Annotated in this window: 16 protein-coding genes; 13 read left to right on the top strand and 3 right to left on the bottom strand. The window is 51.5% G+C overall.

The genetic code is table 11. From position 1 onward, the window contains the following. Positions 1-81: 81 nt before the first annotated feature. The 3 genes from NST44_RS02030 to NST44_RS02020 all read right to left on the bottom strand — a co-directional run bounded on the left by NST44_RS02030 (position 82) and on the right by NST44_RS02020 (position 3,609). Positions 82-2,037: a hypothetical protein gene (locus tag NST44_RS02030; protein WP_007130418.1), complete on the bottom strand. Its 1,956-nt coding sequence runs from the start codon at positions 2,035-2,037 to the stop codon at positions 82-84. Between the two features lie 166 nt (positions 2,038-2,203). Next, complete coding sequence (locus tag NST44_RS02025) at positions 2,204-2,479, bottom strand: hypothetical protein (RefSeq protein WP_007130417.1); 276 nt, start codon at positions 2,477-2,479, stop codon at positions 2,204-2,206. A 92-nt stretch (positions 2,480-2,571) separates the two neighbouring features. After that, the gene (locus tag NST44_RS02020; RefSeq protein WP_007130416.1) at positions 2,572-3,609 is read right to left on the bottom strand and encodes a serine hydrolase domain-containing protein; all 1,038 of its coding nucleotides are present in this window, start codon (positions 3,607-3,609) and stop codon (positions 2,572-2,574) included. A gap of 338 nt (positions 3,610-3,947) precedes the next feature. Here NST44_RS02020 and NST44_RS02015 point away from each other — a divergent pair, with 338 nt between their 5' ends. The 13 genes from NST44_RS02015 to NST44_RS01955 all read left to right on the top strand — a co-directional run bounded on the left by NST44_RS02015 (position 3,948) and on the right by NST44_RS01955 (position 16,389). Beyond that, positions 3,948-4,136, top strand: a complete 189-nt coding sequence (locus NST44_RS02015; RefSeq protein ID WP_007130415.1) for a hypothetical protein — start codon at positions 3,948-3,950, stop codon at positions 4,134-4,136. A 298-nt stretch (positions 4,137-4,434) separates the two neighbouring features. Further along, positions 4,435-5,184 carry a type I methionyl aminopeptidase gene (map, locus tag NST44_RS02010; RefSeq protein WP_007130414.1) on the top strand — a complete coding sequence of 250 codons (750 nt, stop codon included), beginning with the start codon at positions 4,435-4,437 and terminating at the stop codon, positions 5,182-5,184. A gap of 402 nt (positions 5,185-5,586) precedes the next feature. After that, the gene (coxB, locus tag NST44_RS02005; RefSeq protein ID WP_144869931.1) at positions 5,587-6,636 is read left to right on the top strand and encodes a cytochrome c oxidase subunit II; all 1,050 of its coding nucleotides are present in this window, start codon (positions 5,587-5,589) and stop codon (positions 6,634-6,636) included. 83 nt (positions 6,637-6,719) lie between these two features. Then, complete coding sequence (ctaD, locus tag NST44_RS02000; RefSeq protein WP_050954040.1) at positions 6,720-8,567, top strand: cytochrome c oxidase subunit I; 1,848 nt, start codon at positions 6,720-6,722, stop codon at positions 8,565-8,567. Then, entirely contained in the window at positions 8,564-9,187 is a 624-nt protein-coding gene (locus NST44_RS01995) for a cytochrome (ubi)quinol oxidase subunit III (protein ID WP_028407358.1), read from the top strand. Before ctaD ends, NST44_RS01995 begins: the two co-directional genes overlap by 4 nt. Positions 9,188-9,190: 3 nt before the next feature. After that, entirely contained in the window at positions 9,191-9,514 is a 324-nt protein-coding gene (locus tag NST44_RS01990) for a cytochrome C oxidase subunit IV family protein (RefSeq protein WP_007130410.1), read from the top strand. Between the two features lie 99 nt (positions 9,515-9,613). Beyond that, a complete protein-coding gene (gene ctaG, locus NST44_RS01985) occupies positions 9,614-10,519 on the top strand; it encodes a cytochrome c oxidase assembly factor CtaG (protein ID WP_007130409.1) in 906 nt (301 codons plus the stop codon). 29 nt (positions 10,520-10,548) lie between these two features. Continuing rightward, positions 10,549-11,013, top strand: a complete 465-nt coding sequence (locus NST44_RS01980) for a DUF420 domain-containing protein (RefSeq protein WP_028407359.1) — start codon at positions 10,549-10,551, stop codon at positions 11,011-11,013. Positions 11,014-12,084: 1,071 nt separating this feature from the next. After that, positions 12,085-12,801, top strand: coding sequence for a hypothetical protein (locus NST44_RS01975; RefSeq protein ID WP_007132528.1), 717 nt, complete (start codon positions 12,085-12,087; stop codon positions 12,799-12,801). Positions 12,802-12,871: 70 nt separating this feature from the next. Next, positions 12,872-13,273, top strand: a complete 402-nt coding sequence (locus NST44_RS01970; RefSeq protein WP_028407361.1) for a GntR family transcriptional regulator — start codon at positions 12,872-12,874, stop codon at positions 13,271-13,273. A 3-nt stretch (positions 13,274-13,276) separates the two neighbouring features. Beyond that, positions 13,277-14,179 (top strand): ABC transporter ATP-binding protein, encoded by a 903-nt coding sequence (locus NST44_RS01965; RefSeq protein ID WP_340897564.1) that lies wholly within the window; start codon positions 13,277-13,279, stop codon positions 14,177-14,179. Positions 14,180-14,195: 16 nt separating this feature from the next. Beyond that, entirely contained in the window at positions 14,196-15,098 is a 903-nt protein-coding gene (locus tag NST44_RS01960) for an ABC transporter ATP-binding protein (protein ID WP_007132525.1), read from the top strand. Then, positions 15,091-16,389: an ABC transporter permease gene (locus NST44_RS01955; RefSeq protein ID WP_007132524.1), complete on the top strand. Its 1,299-nt coding sequence runs from the start codon at positions 15,091-15,093 to the stop codon at positions 16,387-16,389. The genes NST44_RS01960 and NST44_RS01955 overlap by 8 nt, the downstream gene beginning before the upstream one ends. Positions 16,390-16,408 lie beyond the last annotated feature (19 nt).

Raw genomic sequence — 16,408 nt, 5'->3', positions numbered from 1 at the left:
ACCGTTCATTTCGGCAGGTCAAGCTGTATACCTTACCTTATGAACGGTTTGGACAAAGTATGATGCTTATTGTCCCCGATCCTATTTCATTTTCAGGCTGAGCAAATAGTGCACCAGCGCATCCTGCTGCTCCTTCGTAAAGCCTGTGCCGTCATCCACCCAAAATTCATGGCCTTGCCCCGTGACATGGGTGTCCCTGAGCCGGGAATCCTTCCGGTTGGCATCGATGACCTGCTGTCTAAGCCGCCGGTCGATCATCGCCTTCAAGCTGTTGTAAGGGTCCGGCTCGATTCCCTTCATAAGGGTTTCGGAAAGCCCTGCCTGCGACAGCTCGGGGCCGACGGCCACACCGCCGTCATGGAGATACGGTGCTGACCACCGCAGACCCATCAGTCCTTTCACCTTATAGCCGCCTCTTCCGTTATGCCCAAATCCAAGCGCAATCTGCTTCGGATCGATGTGCTCCATCGGCACTTTGACCACCTTGGCGTCAGGGGGGATGGGTACAGGCGTGTCCGGCGCGTAGAACAGCGCTTCTCCGAAGTCCTTTTTCGTCCGTTGAAAGGCCTTCGCTCTGGACGGCTCGGTACCGACCTCATTAACCGGCAGGATGCGATTGTTCGTAAAATAATCGCCTGCATGGCACGTAATGCACTGTGCTTTTTTGAATACTTCAGCCCCGAGGCTTATCGTCTTGGCGTCTGCACCTTTCTTAGTTGTCTCCGGAGGCCGGATCGTATTCTGGTAAGCGGACATGGCAGTGACCTGTTCACCTGCCCTGTAGCCGGGCGAGCTGATATATAGACCATTCGGAGCAATCGGCGATACCTTCGGGAAGTTCGGCATTTTAATGACCTCATTAACGCCGGGCGTTCCGGGATTCGGGTCCTGCTTGTTGAAAAATTCGGTCGGTGTAAGCCCGCTGTTGGGGTCATAGCGGAACTTCCGGCTTGGGGCATTTTGCAAGATGGTACCGACGTAAAGTTCCTTATCGATACCGAGTAGAACCTCGCTCACCTCGGTCTGGCTGAGCGTATCCGTATTCTGGGCGTGGACGTTGTTGCCGAAGGTGCTTAACCCGCTGAACCCGCCGGCCATGGCAAAGCCGCTCCAGCTGAACGGGTGGCCGCCTTTAGTGAACATGTCGGGAATCTGGGTAACGTTGCTGATCATATCCACCGTTGTATCGAAGCTTCCCGGCACCCATTTGACCAGATTATCGTCAACGGCCTTCTCGAGCATATCCGGGTCGGGCAAAGGTTCTGCCTTTCCTTTGGAGTTGATTACCGTCCGGTTCTGGTCTTTCACATAATCCACAAGCTTGGCTACATCGGTATGCGTGAAATAGGCTGAGCTGTTAGGAGCCAGCGCGAGCAGCAGTCCCAGGTTCAGATCGGAATTCGGAGCACCCTCCACAATTTTACCGGTATCCCGGTTGACCGTAGCATGGCATGCCATGCAGCTGACGCCGAGCTTGGTCCTGCCCTCGACGTACCGGAAGGTGACTCCGATCGGGGCATGGGCTCCTTTGGGTACATCGAAGCCGGTGGCAATTTTATCTCCTTTGCGGAACGTTTTTCCCCCGACCGTAATGTCTTCATCCAGTTCAACCTGAAGATTGTCCGTTCCCTTTCCTTTCAAGTCGGCGACGGCCTTGAGAATGCCTTTCAGCTTCATCGGGCCGTCAATGATGCCCACGATATCCGTTAAGAACACTTCATTGCCGAACGACTCCTTGTAAAGCGTGCGCCTGCCGAGCGCAAGTAAATCCTCTGTGATCTCGACGGCTCCGTTACCAGGCTTGAGACGGGGATCGGGATCCTGCAGAGCGGTTCCCGGAACGGTCAGCGTCTTGCCCCAGATATCATACTGGCGTATTGCGTTACGCTGAAGAAGAACTTGAAGAGCTTGAGTATTTTCGAGCTTGCTTTTGGGCGGAATATAGGCATATTCAAGCCCTCTGATATCGACGGCGAGCCATATTCCGCAGATGACAGCCAGTGGGATGAGAAGCCTAAGCCATCTGGATGTTGTCATATTCTTATTCACCCTTTGCATGAGAGCAGTACGAATGTGCTTCTGCTCACGGAAGAACAGTTACCGCGGATCCGGATGTCTGTTCATTGAAGTATATCGCATCGCAGTTTCGTTTGTTCGCCGCTGAATCGGCCGCATCGTTTTGTTTCATTTAAAATAAACCGTGTCAGTCGATTTCTACGTGGCGGAACGGGGAATCGATATTGACCTGCTTGTCCGGCCCTTTCTCTTTCGGAACGAGACGTTCATCGGTTCGTCCCTGGTGATGGTTCTCGAAATCGTATTCGGACAGCTTCCATTCCGTAGAGCCTTTTTGCGGATCGAAAGGAAAGGTCTCTCCGCGCTTTAAATATTCCTCCCGGCCCCATTCGTTGGTATAGGTGCCGTCTACTTCAACTTCATCCCTTGAAATCGGTGGCAGATCTTTGTCCTTGCCGGCCATGTTGCATGCTCCTCTCAGCTTGAAATTTAGTAATGATTCATATCGCATAAAGTAACCAGAACCGGGGAGGACTATCCGTATCATTCGAGATTTCAGGATAACGAGTTGAATTTGGACTGCAAGAGCCCGATAAGGTGCCGTTCCAGAAGAATTCTTGGATTTCGCCAACGGCTTACCTTGCTGTCAGCCGTAAAAACGACCACAGCGTCGAGCTTGGGGAGCAAATAGATCTGCTGACCGCCATGGCCGTGGGCCAGCGCGAAGGGAGTTCCGCTTAGGGTGCCCGTCCACCACTGATATCCATAATCGCCGAAGGCGGGGTATCCCTCAGCCTGAGAAGTCAGAGCCTCGCTCAGCCAGCCTTCCGGGATCAGCTCATGACCTTCCCATCGTCCGCCGTTCAGGCAGCATAGCCCGAATTTGGCCATGTCCCTAGAAGTCAGGTACAAGCCGATGTGCCCCATGCTGTGGCTTTCCGGGCTCGGGGTCCAGGCTGCGTGATCGATGCCAAGCGGCTCGAACAGATTCGCTCTGCCATAGGCATACGCATCTTTGCCGCAGGCCTCGGTCAGGGCAACGGAGAGCAGATGCGAGTCCGTGCTGCGGTATTGAAACACGCCCATGTGCTCCTCCATGATCGGGAGCGAAAGCGCGAAGGAGGTCCAGCTGCGGCTGCGATGAAAGCGGTGAATGAGCGGCTCCCCGAGCTTTTTGCCCGTCTGCCAGGCGAAGCCGGAGGTCATCGTCAGCAGATGACGAAGCGTCACTTTACCGAGGAGGGGATGCGCCCGACTTGGGATATACCTGCTGAGCACATCCGTTACCGGTGTATCCAGATCCGGGAGCTCGGATCGGGAAACGGCAATGCCAATCAGGATTGATGTGAAGCTCTTGGTTGCGGACCTGAGATCGTTCAATGACTGGGCCGTATGCCCGCCGTAGTATCGCTCATACAACAGTTTGCCGGCATGAACGAACAGGAAGCTCCGCATTTTCGGATACTGATTCCGGATTAGGCTGTCCACCTTGTCCAGCGGATCGCGGGCAAGCCCGAGCTCCTCCGGTTCGGCAGCTGGAAACGGCGAGCTGGCAATGACGGGAGCGCGCATGATCGGCTTAGGCTTCATCATGTCCTTCCAGACCTCCTTCATGTACAAGAAATAGGGATGGTTGTATGTATCTTAACCAAATTTACGCATGAGGGAGCTGTACATAAAATATGGGCAAAAAAACATTTTTTTGGGAAAGATGAAACAAACAGAAGAATATGATACAATATATTAATGATTCAGATGCATGCTGCTAGGGTATGTATAGTGTCAGGTGTACTTGGTTAGTTGCTGAATATCAACCTATGGTCACCGTAAGAACTGCAATATGGCTTCATCTTTAATTAATGGGGTAGATCTTTTCGGCATTCTCTTTAAACGGAGTTTTTTAATTCCACACGTTTTAGGAGGGATCCATCATGGCAACGAAAGGTCACAATGAGGTTAAGGAAAGTCTGCGGGAAATGACACGAATTTTCCGGCCTAAAGATCCGAAAAAATTTGTAAAGGAGTATGTCCGGAAATACCATATTATGGGAGGTTATGAAGAAGAGCTCACCCTCGTCGTCGAGCATGAGCTTGGGAAGATGAATTCCTCCGTATCCTGACCGTTAGCGCACCTGAACGATAGAAATATCGCTATTAGCATGTTTCACCTTGTTACTACGTATATGGTTAAACCGTTTTCGGGTATTACCCGAAGGCGGTTTTTTTGCTTATTGGGGCTTAAGTCGTCCTCCGTAAAGGCTGTGCACAGCTGGCTCTTTTATAAGACGGGAACGGGCCTTCAGAGAATATCCATCCAAGATAGGCATTCGAGGCTTTTCATCCCTGCGGTTAATTATCGCTTAGTCCCGGACATATATTGATAGCAGTTGGCGAAGCCATATAAGGGAGTGGGCGGATGTGAGAATACAGCTGAAGAGCGCCGAAGAGATCGGATATATGCGGGAAGCCGGCCGCATACTTGCGGCATGCCACCGGGAGATTGCAAAGCACATCAAGCCGGGCGTGAGCACGTTGGAGATTGATGGGCGTGTAGAGGACTTTCTAAAGAAAAAGGGGGCGACTCCCGAACAGAAGGGGTATAAAGGATTTCCTTATGCCACATGTGCTTCGGTTAACGAGGTGGTGTGTCATGGGTTTCCGGATGACCGGCCGCTGCGGGAGGGAGACGTCGTGACGATCGATATGGTCGTGAACAAGAATGGCTGGCTGGCGGACTCGGGCTGGACTTATGCGGTTGGCCAAGTCAATCCTGCTGTCATGAAGCTGATGAAGCGAACGCATGAAGCCCTATTCAAGGGAATTGAGCAGGCAAGACCCGGGGCCGCCATGGGGAATATCGGGCATGCGATCCAAGAGGTTGCGCAGAGGGAAGGCTACGGGATCGTGATGTCTTTGGTCGGGCACGGGATCGGACGGCAGCTTCATGAACCGCCGGATGTCCCCAGCTATGGCACATTAGGCAGAGGATTAAAGCTGAAGGCGGGGATGGTCATTACAATCGAGCCGGTGTTTACGTTAGGGTCCTCCGGTGCGGTATTCTGGGGGGACGACGGCTGGACGATATCGAGCGCGGACGGGTCGATCGGCGTTCAGTATGAGCATACGATCGCCATCACGAAGGAAGGTCCGTTCGTTCTGACGGATTAAGATTCGGAAAAATATCGCATAATGATAGGAGGAACCTTGCTGGCCGGAGATGGCTTGCTTAAGGGACCTCCTTTTCGATGGTCGATTCAAAACGGAGAAATGACTGTATATAATGCATAGAACGTTGTCGTACAAGCTCCGGTGAAGATTGTCGAACCATAGGGCACGGGATGGGAGATAAGCCGTGAAAGCGATTGCAAATTCAGTAACGGCGGGACTTTGACGACTTTTCGAACAATTTGTGAACTCCCTGTGAATGATTGACAAAAGCAACCCGTGAACTTATATTTAATAAGTGATTGCTTTAATTGACAGGATTACTTCATCCGTGATTGTGCAGGTAGATTACCGCTGTTTGCGCCGGATGGTAGTCTACGAAAATCGGAAAAGTGGGGTAGATCAATGATGAAACGGTGGCAGGCTGTAAAGCGTCTTCTTCCCTTGTTGGCCATGTTTGCTTTGGTGTTATCCGGATGCGGCCGGGAGGATTTGTCGGTCCTTAGACCTCAAGGTCCGGTGGCGCAGGGTCAATTGGATTTAATTAAGCTGGCCATTTCGATTATGATCGTCGTAATGGTCGTTGTATTTGGCATCGCCGCGTACGTGCTTGTTAAATTCCGCAAGAAAAAGGGACAGGATAAGATTCCGGAGCAAGTCGAAGGGAACCACAAGCTTGAGATTATTTGGACGGCTATTCCGCTGCTCCTGGTGCTCGTGCTTGCAATTCCTACTATTCAAAAGGTGTTCGCTTACGGCGAAAACGACTGGAACAATCCGGATGCAGTGAAGGTAGAGGTTACTTCTCACCAATTCTGGTGGGAGTTTAATTATCCCGACTACGGTGTTAAGACGGCTCAAGAGCTTGTCATTCCTGTAGGTAAGAAAATTGCTTTCCAATTGAAAACGAACGATGTGCTTCACTCCTTCTGGGTGCCGTCGCTCGGCGGCAAGATGGATACGAACACAGAAGGCAGCGTCAACTACATGACCCTGATTGCCGACAAGGCGGATACATACATTGGTAAATGCGCAGAGTTGTGCGGGCCTTCCCATGGATTCATGGAATTCCGGGTGAAAGCGGTTGATGATGCGACATTTGACAATTGGGTAGCAGCATTTAAAGCACCTGCTGTGCTTCCAGAAGATCCGGCACTTGCCGAGAAGTTCAAGACCAACTGCCTTTCTTGCCATGCTGTGGGCGACCAAGGCGGATCGGTGGGTCCTAACTTGACCGGTATGGGATCACGTGAGACCGTAGCGAGTATCTTGCTGAACGATATAAGCGGCGAACCAGGCTCGAAGCCGACGAAGGACAACCTGGTGGAATGGCTGTCGGAGCCACAGGCTGTAAAACCTGGAAACACGATGCCTAATCCGAAGGATCTCGGCTTTACCGATCAAGAGATCGAGCAAATCGCCGATTACCTGGCCAATTATAAGTTGGATTATTAATACAGCAAGAACTTTAAAAGGGGGTACAAACCTTGGCTCATGCTCATGCTCATAGCCATAGCGTCAAGCGCTACTCGGGGTTAATGGATTGGCTTACAACCGTTGACCACAAGAAAATCGGAATATTATACCTGATAGCGGGCGGCTTGTTCTTTGGTATCGGCGGTATTGAAGCAATTCTGATCCGCCTGCAGCTGATCAAACCGATGAACGATTTGGTATCGGCTCAGGTATTTAACGAATTGATTACGATGCACGGAACGACGATGATCTTCCTCGGCGTCATGCCGGTCATCTTCGCTTTGATGAACGCGGTGGTTCCGCTTCAGATCGGCGCGCGGGACGTCGCGTTTCCGTTTTTGAACTCGCTTGGCTTTTGGACGTTTTTGTTCGGTGGACTATTGCTTAACCTTAGCTGGATTATGGGCGGCGCTCCGGATGCGGGCTGGACTTCCTATACGCCATTGTCCACAACTGAGTATTCCTCTACGCACGGCGTAGACTTCTATACCATCGGCTTGCAGATAGCAGGTCTTGGTACATTGATCGGCGGTATCAACTTCCTGGCTACCATCATCACGATGCGTGCTCCGGGAATGTCCTTCATGAGAATGCCTATGTTTACTTGGACTTCTTTCATTACATCGGCAATGATCCTGTTTGCATTCCCTGCGATTACCGTAGGTCTCGTATTGCTCAGCTTCGACCGGTTGCTGGGCGCGAACTTCTTTGACGTTGCGGCAGGCGGAAGCCCTGTATTGTGGCAGCATATTTTCTGGATTTTCGGTCACCCTGAAGTGTATATTCTGATTTTGCCGGCTTTCGGTATCATTTCCGAAGTCATTCCGACCTTCTCGCGTAAACGGTTGTTCGGATACAGCTCCATGGTGTTTGCGACCATCCTGATCGCCTTCCTGGGCTTCATGGTTTGGGCTCACCATATGTTTACGACAGGTCTTGGACCGGTAGCGAACGCATTGTTCGCCATTGCAACGATGCTGATAGCAGTACCTACGGGTATTAAGATCTTTAACTGGCTCTTCACCATGTGGGGCGGACAAATCCGCTTCACCAGCGCGAACTTGTTCGCGATCGGTTTCGTGCCGACGTTCGTTATGGGCGGCGTGACCGGGGTTATGCTGGCATCGGCTCCCGCCGACTTCCAGTTCCACGACACGTATTTCGTAGTCGCGCACTTCCACTATGTTATTGTAGGCGGCTTGGTATTCGGTCTGTTCTCCGGACTTCATTACTGGTGGCCTAAGATGTTCGGCCGGATGCTGAACGAACCGCTTGGCAAATGGACGTTCTGGACGTTCGCCATCGGTTTCCATCTGACGTTCTTTGTACAGCACTTCCTGGGCTTGCTCGGTATGCAACGCCGGATCGTGTCGTACCTGCCGAACCAAAACTTTGACACATTGAACTTTATTAGTACAATCGGCGCGATCTTGATGGGCGTCGGCGTATTGCTCTTCCTGGCTAACGTCGTCGTGACGGCGAGAAAACCTTCCGGTGTTGCGAACGATCCATGGGAAGACGGTCGTACCCTCGAGTGGAGTATTCCTTCTCCGCCGCCTGAGTACAACTTTAAGCAAATCCCGCTTGTTCGCGGTCTTGACGCTTTCTGGAAAGAGAAAATGGCAGGCAACAAGGAGATGACTCCGTCGGAGCCGCTCGGCCCGATCCACATGCCGTCGCCAAGCATTCTTCCGTTCGTCATGTCGCTTGGTTTGTTCATCGCGGGTCTTGGCTTCATGTTCAGCACAGAGGAATTCTCGAATTCGTTCATGAGCCTAATCTTTAACAAATACATCGTTATGATTGTCGGTCTTGTCATTACGTTCGCTGCAATGATTGCACGTTCCGTATTCGATGACCATGGTTATCACATCGAGACTGAAGAACTCGAAGGGGAGGGGAAAGCATGAGCGCACACGCTGAACATGTAAATGGAGAGCTTCCTCACGAGCCGGAGAAGGCAACGCTCGAGGGCCGCAATAAGGTCTTGGGCTTCTGGCTCTTCCTTGGCGGTGAAGCCGTGCTCTTCGGTACGCTGTTTGCAACATTTTTGGCCCTGCGCCATCAGAACAACGAGGGCCCGACAGCAGCCGAACTGTTCTCGCTGCCGATTACGGCAGCAGCGACTCTGATCTTGCTTGTCAGCTCCCTGACCAGTGTGTTTGCCATCCAGGCTATGCACCGGCATAATCTCGAGAAGCTGAAGCTTTGGCTGATCGTTACCGTTGTTCTTGGTCTCGGCTTCCTTGGACTTGAGATTTATGAATTCTATGAGTATGTCGCCCATGAATCGTTCGACATGAAGACGAGTGCATTCTCGTCCTCGTTCTACACATTAGTCGGATTCCACGGTGCCCACGTTGCATTCGGGGTTGTGTGGATCAGCCTGCTGATCGCTCAGCTGTTCAAAAAAGGGTTAACCGTCGTGACAGCACCTAAGGTTTACGTGTCTGCGATGTACTGGCACTTTATCGACGTTGTATGGGTGTTCATCTTCTCGGTCGTATACCTTCTTGGAAAGGTGGGCTAAGATATGACAGCGAATCAACAATCCAATGAGGGGCATACGGTGAAGCACCGCCATCGTACCGAAGGCCCTGAGAAACATATTATTGTCTTTATCTTCTCCATCATCCTGACTGCCATCGCGTTTGCCGCGGTTGCGGCCGGCGGCGTGAATCCTGCATTTACCATCATTCTTTTGCTGGTGATGGCGATCCTGCAAGTATTCGTGCAGATGGGGTACTGGATGCACCTTAAGGATAAAGGTCATCTGATGCCGATCGTGTTCATGATCGGGGGCTTCTTCGTAGCAAGCACCTGTATCATCATGGCATTGTTCTGGGTTTGGTGGTAAAATGAAAAAGAGGAGGGCTAATAGCCCCCTCTTTTTTTAAGTCGTAGGAAGGTGTCACAATTTCGACTAGAATTTAACCCGTTATGGGGAGGTTTTTGCATGCTGGGCTTAGAATATTTTAGTTTTGCGGATAAATGGAGTCCTTTGTTTCTGGCGTTCATGCTGCTTGTGACCGCTGCCTATTTCTTGTTCACGGGACCGCTGAGCAGCCGGTTTAAAGGCCATGCTCCGGTGTCGGCAGGCCGGAAGACCTTATTCGTTGCAGGTATGTTCACGCTCTACCTTGCCCAGGGCGGACCGATCAGCTTGCTGGGCCATACGATGTTCTCGTTTCATATGGTCAGCATGGCAATGTCCTACCTGATGGCTACTCCGCTCCTGATTCTGGGTATCCCGGTATGGATGTGGCGCGCCTTTGATAGAGTGAATCCGTTTAAGAAGCTCGGTTTCCTCACTCGTCCGGTTGTGGCTGCGATTTTATTCAACGGCTTGTTCTCGTTCTACCACTTCCCAGTGATTCATGACTTTGTCATGCTCAATTTCTGGGTGCATCGTCTGTACTATCTGATCTTGTTCATTGCTTCACTTGTGATGTGGTGGGCGATTCTGAATCCGATCCCTGAAAAGGACAAGACGACAGGGCTGGCGAAGATGGGATACATCTTCCTCAATATGGTGCTGCTGACGCCGGCTTGTGCGCTGATTATCTTTTCGAGCGAGCCGATGTATGCGACCTACAGCGATCCTGCCATTTGGGCAAAAGCGATGGGATACTGCGTATCCGATACGTCCGGACTGCTCACTCAATTCGGAGGCCCGGAGTATTTCGGATATTTGGAGCCTGCGATTGACCAGCGGGTCGGCGGGATCATCATGAAATTCTTCCAAGAGATTATCTTCGCTTCCATGCTCGCATACGTATTCTTCCATTGGTACAAGCGTGAAAATAAGGAGGACGATCCATTGCCTACCGAGGTTCCGCCGGGCAAGCTGAACCAGGCATAATGAGGATTATTTTTTGAAGGGGGATCTACATGGATTTGTTCTTTCTCTTTCCCACGATCAGTACAACCTTCATCGTGATCAGCGCCGTGCTGGTCGCCATCGGTTGGGGACTGATTATCAAGGGAAAACGGGAGGCTCACAAAAAAACGATGATTTGGGCTGCCGTGGCAGCTATCATCTTCTTTATTATTTATTCTTCCCGGACGGTGTTCATCGGGAACACCTCGTGGGGCGGTCCGGATAGCCTGAAGCCGTATTATCAGACATTCCTGATCTTCCATATCGTGCTGGCCACGGTGGCCGCCGTCTTCGGAATCACCACGCTGGTTCTTGGCTTCAAAGAAAAGTTTGCGAAGCACCGCAAATGGGGCCGAGTGACCTCGATCATCTGGTTTATTACAGCGATCACAGGCGTTGCGGTATACACGCTGCTCTACCTGATGTATCCGGGGGGACACACCCAGCCGGTGTGGAAAGTTATATTTGGCTTATAAATGGAGGAACACCCGTCAGAGCGATCTGGCGGGTGTTTTTACATTTATAAGGCTGGATTTCAGGCAGTGGGGTCAGGGAGTACAGTCGCTCCGGTCGCTGTTGAAATCGGGAAACCTGAATTATTAATGAGGTTAATGGAGTTTCCCGATTTCAAAGGCGAACGCCAGGTCTCCTCCGCGCCTGTACTCCCCTCTAGCAGGGAAGCCCGACGACCCAGCCGCAGCCGAGTCAATGGAGGAACACCCGCAAGGATCTCTCTAGCGGGTGTTTTGTTGCTGAGGGGGCAGGCAGCTGGCCTGGGAGTTAGCTGTGAGAGGAAACAGCTTGCAGGCCCGGGGAGTACAGTAGCTCCGGTCGCTGTTGAAATCGGGAAACCTGAACGTTAATGAGGGTTAATGAAGTTTCCCGATTTCAAAGGCGAACGCCAGGTCTCCTCCGCGCCTGTACTCCCCTCTAGCAGGGAAGCTCGATGACCCAGCCGCAGCCGTGTCAATGGAGGAACACCCGCAAGGATCACGCTGCGGGTGTTTGGTGTAGGAGGGGGGCAGGTGCAGCAGCTTCGCGGTTTCAGCTGCGGGAAGAAACAGGCAATTGGCCCGGGGAGTACAGTAGCTCCGGTCGCTGTTGAAATCGGGAAACCTGAACGTTAATGAGGGTTAATGGAGTTTCCCGATTTCAAAGGCGAACGCCAGGTCTCCTCCGCGCCTGTACTCCCCTCTAGCAGGGAAGCCCGACGACCGAGCCGCAGCCGAGTCAATGGAGGCACACCCGCAAGGATCACTCTTGCGGGTGTTTGGTGTAGGAGGGGGGCAGGTGCAGCAGCTTCGCGGTTTCAGCTGAAGGAAGAAACAGGAAATTAGCCCGGGGAGTACAGTCGCTCCGGTCGCCTTCACATTATTTTACAAATGCTATTGACACTGTTTATATACACACTGTATACTGTGTATAAAGATATACACAGTGAGCACAGTGATCATTACATAATCACAGTATCGGATCAATCAAACCAATTCATAACGCGAAATATTAACAAGGTTAATGTGGGGAAAGGATGAGGCCAGTTGCAGCACATGCTTCATAACGCGATGAAAATCGTCAGGAAAGATTTTGCCAGCGATAAGCTTCAAATATTATGGACCCTGATCTTTATGATATACATGGGATTCGCGACAAGCGTAGTCATGAACGAGCAGTTCGAGCATTTGAACGAATATGTGAACCCGCTGGTAGATTTTCTGCTAGTCCTCTACGCGCCGCTGATGGGCCTCACGTTTAATCGCAGGTCGTTCCGGTATATCAACGAGGATTCTTACACACAGATGCTGTACTATTACCGGAGCCTCCCGGTTCCGGCCTATGCGATCTTTATCAGCCGGATCATTAACGCGATCATCGCCTATGTGATTAACGGCATCGTATTTTTCGGAGTCGCCTACGCGATCGCCAATCAAATGCGAGAGGCAGTGGATATCGCCAGCTACGCCGCATTTGTCATCAGCTGGATCGGCATTGGGTTTTTATTGACTGGATTTTATATTTACTGGGAGAACATGGGGAGCGGCAAGGCTTACCTGGGGAAAACCCTCATACTCATGATCGTCACGGTCGTTGCAGCAGGTACGCTCAGCTTGCTTGGATACAGCATGTTCAAATTCGTTATGGATTCGGCCATGAGATGGAAGCTGCTATCCCCGGTTATGTGGGGATCACTGATCATTGGATTAGGCGGAATGCTGCTGATGAGCAGACTGACCTATATCCGGCAGCAAACCCGGGATTTATCGTAATTAATTGGATTTATAAGCAGAAGAAATAGGGGGACCCCATAAGGATATGGAAAAAGCGAGGTGGTAGAAGGTGCGAATTCCGATTCAGATTAACGAAAATAGCGCAGAGCCTTTATATCACCAGATAGAGACACAGCTGCGCTCGCTCATTATCAGCGGTCAGATCGAGGAGGGGACATTATTGCCGTCCATACGGGAATTTGCCGGAAATCTGAATTGTAGTGTGATCACGGTACGCAGGGTGTACCAGGATTTGGAGAGTGAGGGCCTTCTTCGCACCAGACAGGGTACGGGAACCTTCGTTGCCGGTGTCGGCGACCAGGCAAGGGAGCAATTTAAACGCGATGCCGTAATCGAAGCCTTAAACCTGGCCGTAGATCGAGGGCTTGCCGTCCAGATGAAACAAGAGGAGTTAACTGAGCTGTTCATGGAAGTTGTCCGCGAACGATATCAATCACGGGGAGGTCATTAACGAATGGAACCACATGTCATTGAGTTTCGTAACGTCATGAAACGGCGTCGAACGAAAACCATCGGACCCATCCAATTATCGATTCCTCAAGGGTATATCGTTGCGCTGGTGGGACCGAACGGATCGGGGAAAAGCACCTTGCTGAACATGATGATCCAGACGGTGTTCCCGGATGAAGGGGAGGTTACCTGGTTCGGTGAATCGTATTCGAAGGAGCTGCCGATCGAGGTTCGAAAGCAGATGGCTTTTGTGCCTGAGCAGCTGAGCGTGGAAGAACAGCATATGACGGCGGATCAGGCGGCTACCTTTCGTGCATCCTGGTATGACAATTGGGACGGGTACTTTTTTGACGAGCTGATGTCAAGGTTCGATGTTCCACGCGGCGTGAAGCTCCGCAAAATGTCGAAGGGCGAACGGCGGAAATTCGAGATCGCCGCTGCGCTGGCCCCAAGGCCGAAGCTGCTGCTGCTGGATGAGCCGTCGTCGGGACTTGACCCGTTTGCCTGGAAGCAGATGATTGACCAGCTGCACAAGCTGATGAAGTCCATCGACACGACGATTATTCTCTCCACCCATGTGGTGGATGAAATCCGGCGTCTTGCGGACTACGTGATTTTGATTCATCATGGCAAGCTGCTCGGCATGGTCGAGAAGGATTCGCTGCTCGATAATTGGAAGGAATGCTGGATTCAAGGCGATGCCTCCATCGTGCGTGAACTGCCGGGGATTATCAGCAGCAGGCAGGAGAATGCGACAACGATATCTTTTGTGACGACGGAATGCTTGGAAGTTGAGAATATTCTACGGTCAGCAGGAATGACCTTTATCCAGACCCGCTCGCTGGAGCTGGACGAAGTGCTTCGTTTATGGATCGATGGCCATCAACCTGCCGGCATACAGAAATAGGAGAGGGGAATAAGAAATGCAACGATTACTATTGGATAATGTCGTTAAAATTTATGCGGACAAAACCGCGGTGAACCGGATTTCGCTACAAGTGGAGGAAGGCGAAATTTACGGACTCCTGGGCGCCAACGGTGCAGGGAAGACAACGACCATGCGGATGGTGCTCGGCCTGATCTACCCGGATGACGGGACGATTCTTTACAACGGCAAGCCTTACAGTAAGGAACTTAGACATATTATGGGTTATCTGCCGGAAGAGCGCGGATTGTATCCGAAGGTGAAGGTCAGCGAGCAGATTACGTATCTCGGCCAGCTTCGCGGCATGTCCGCCAAGGACGCCGACAAGAGCCTCAAGTACTGGCTTGAGCGGTTCGAAGTACCGGAATATTACGATAAGAAGATTGAAGAGCTGTCGAAGGGGAACCAGCAGAAAATGGGCTTTATCGCAGCCGTCATCCATAACCCGCAAATCTTGATTCTGGACGAGGCGTTCAGCGGTCTTGATCCGGTTAACGTAGAGCTGCTGAAATCCACCGTAAAAGAGCTTCGCGATCAAGGCACCAGCATTCTATTTTCAACCCACCGTATGGAGCATGTCGAGGAGCTGTGTAAAAACATAACGATCCTGCATCGATCCAACACGGTCGTGAAAGGCAATCTGAAGGAAATCAAAGCTAAGTACCCGCGCGAGGAAGTCATTCTTGGCACATCGGGCGAGGTTCAAGGACTGGAGTCGGTACCGGGTGTTACGGCGGTGAATCGTACCGAGGACGGATATTCCATCCGGATCTCTGACGTAAGCGCTGGGCAGCAAATTTTGAATAAGGCAATATCGCAGAGCGTCGTGCATCGGTTTGAAGTGAAGGAGCCGACGCTCAACCAAATCTTCATAAAGGCGGTAGGTGAATCCAATGAATAATATGTGGACGGTTATTCGATTTACATTCATGAATAAGGCAAGAACGAAATCGTTTCTTGTATCGACCTTGATTTTTGCACTCATTATTACCATCGGCATCAATTTGCCGTTCCTGATCCAATGGTTTACCGGCGACAAGGACGACTCCGGCGAAGCGGTACGCATCGGCCTTGTTTACGGACAAGAGCAAACCCTTGCTGAACAATTGCAGACCACATGGGGCAACCTGCCGACTACGTATGAACTGGTGAAATACGAGGCAAATGATGAGGCTGCGCTGAAGCAAGATATTAAAGACGGGGTTATCGAGGGGTACCTGACATTCGAAACCCAAGAAGGCAATGCCTTCCCGACGGTTGTCTATAGCTCGGAGGATGAGGGCATCAACATGGAGCTTCAATCCAACCTGCAGGCGGCGCTCCAAGTTGCAAAAACCCGGACGATCGTTGCGGGGCTGAATCTGACGGATGATCAGATCAATGCGCTGAATACGCCGGTTCAGATCGATACTCGCAGCATTGACGCTAACGAAGCCGGCAAGGCCGGCGGTGCTGCTGCCGAAGACGAAGCTTCCGAGGTTATGAACTACATCGTGGTTTATGCACTGGTCATCCTGTTCTTCTTCACGCTCATGGGGACCGGGAATATGATCGCTTCAGAGGTTACAACCGAGAAAAGCTCCCGGATTATGGAGATCCTCATAACCAGCGTATCGCCGCTTAGCCAAATGTTTGGCAAAGTCATCGGAATGTTCCTGCTGGGATTGTCGCAAATCGCTGTATTTGCTGTCGTGATTGCCGTGAACGTGATGCTGCCGCATAATATCGGCGCACTTCAGGATATGAACCTGGATGTCTCGGCCATTGATCCAATGCTGATCGTGTTCGGTCTGATCTTCTATATTTTCGGATACTTCCTCTATGCGGTGCTGTATGCAGCTATCGGCTCCATCGTCAGCCGTACCGAGGATTTGGGCCAGGCGGTTATGCCGATCACGATGCTGTCGCTCGTCGCTTTCTACATCGCAATCTTTAGTCTAAGCACGCCGAACTCGATGCTGCTGAAGGTATCCAGCTACATTCCGTTCATCTCGCCGACAACGATCCTGATCCGAATCGGCCTTGGAGATATCCCGCTCTGGGAAATCCTGCTGTCGCTGGCGATTCTGTTCGTCGCAATCCTGATCTTTGGCTGGCTGGCTGCGAAAATCTACCGCACCGGCGTGCTGATGTACGGCAAGCGTCCGACCTTTAAAGAGCTTCGCAAAGCAATGAAGGCTTATAAGATGTAACCATGATCGCAATCCCACA

This window comes from Paenibacillus sp. FSL W8-0919, assembly GCF_038003785.1.
In the GTDB taxonomy this organism is placed as follows: domain Bacteria; phylum Bacillota; class Bacilli; order Paenibacillales; family Paenibacillaceae; genus Paenibacillus_AQ; species Paenibacillus_AQ lactis.
This window is presented reverse-complemented; position numbering and strand designations above follow the sequence as displayed.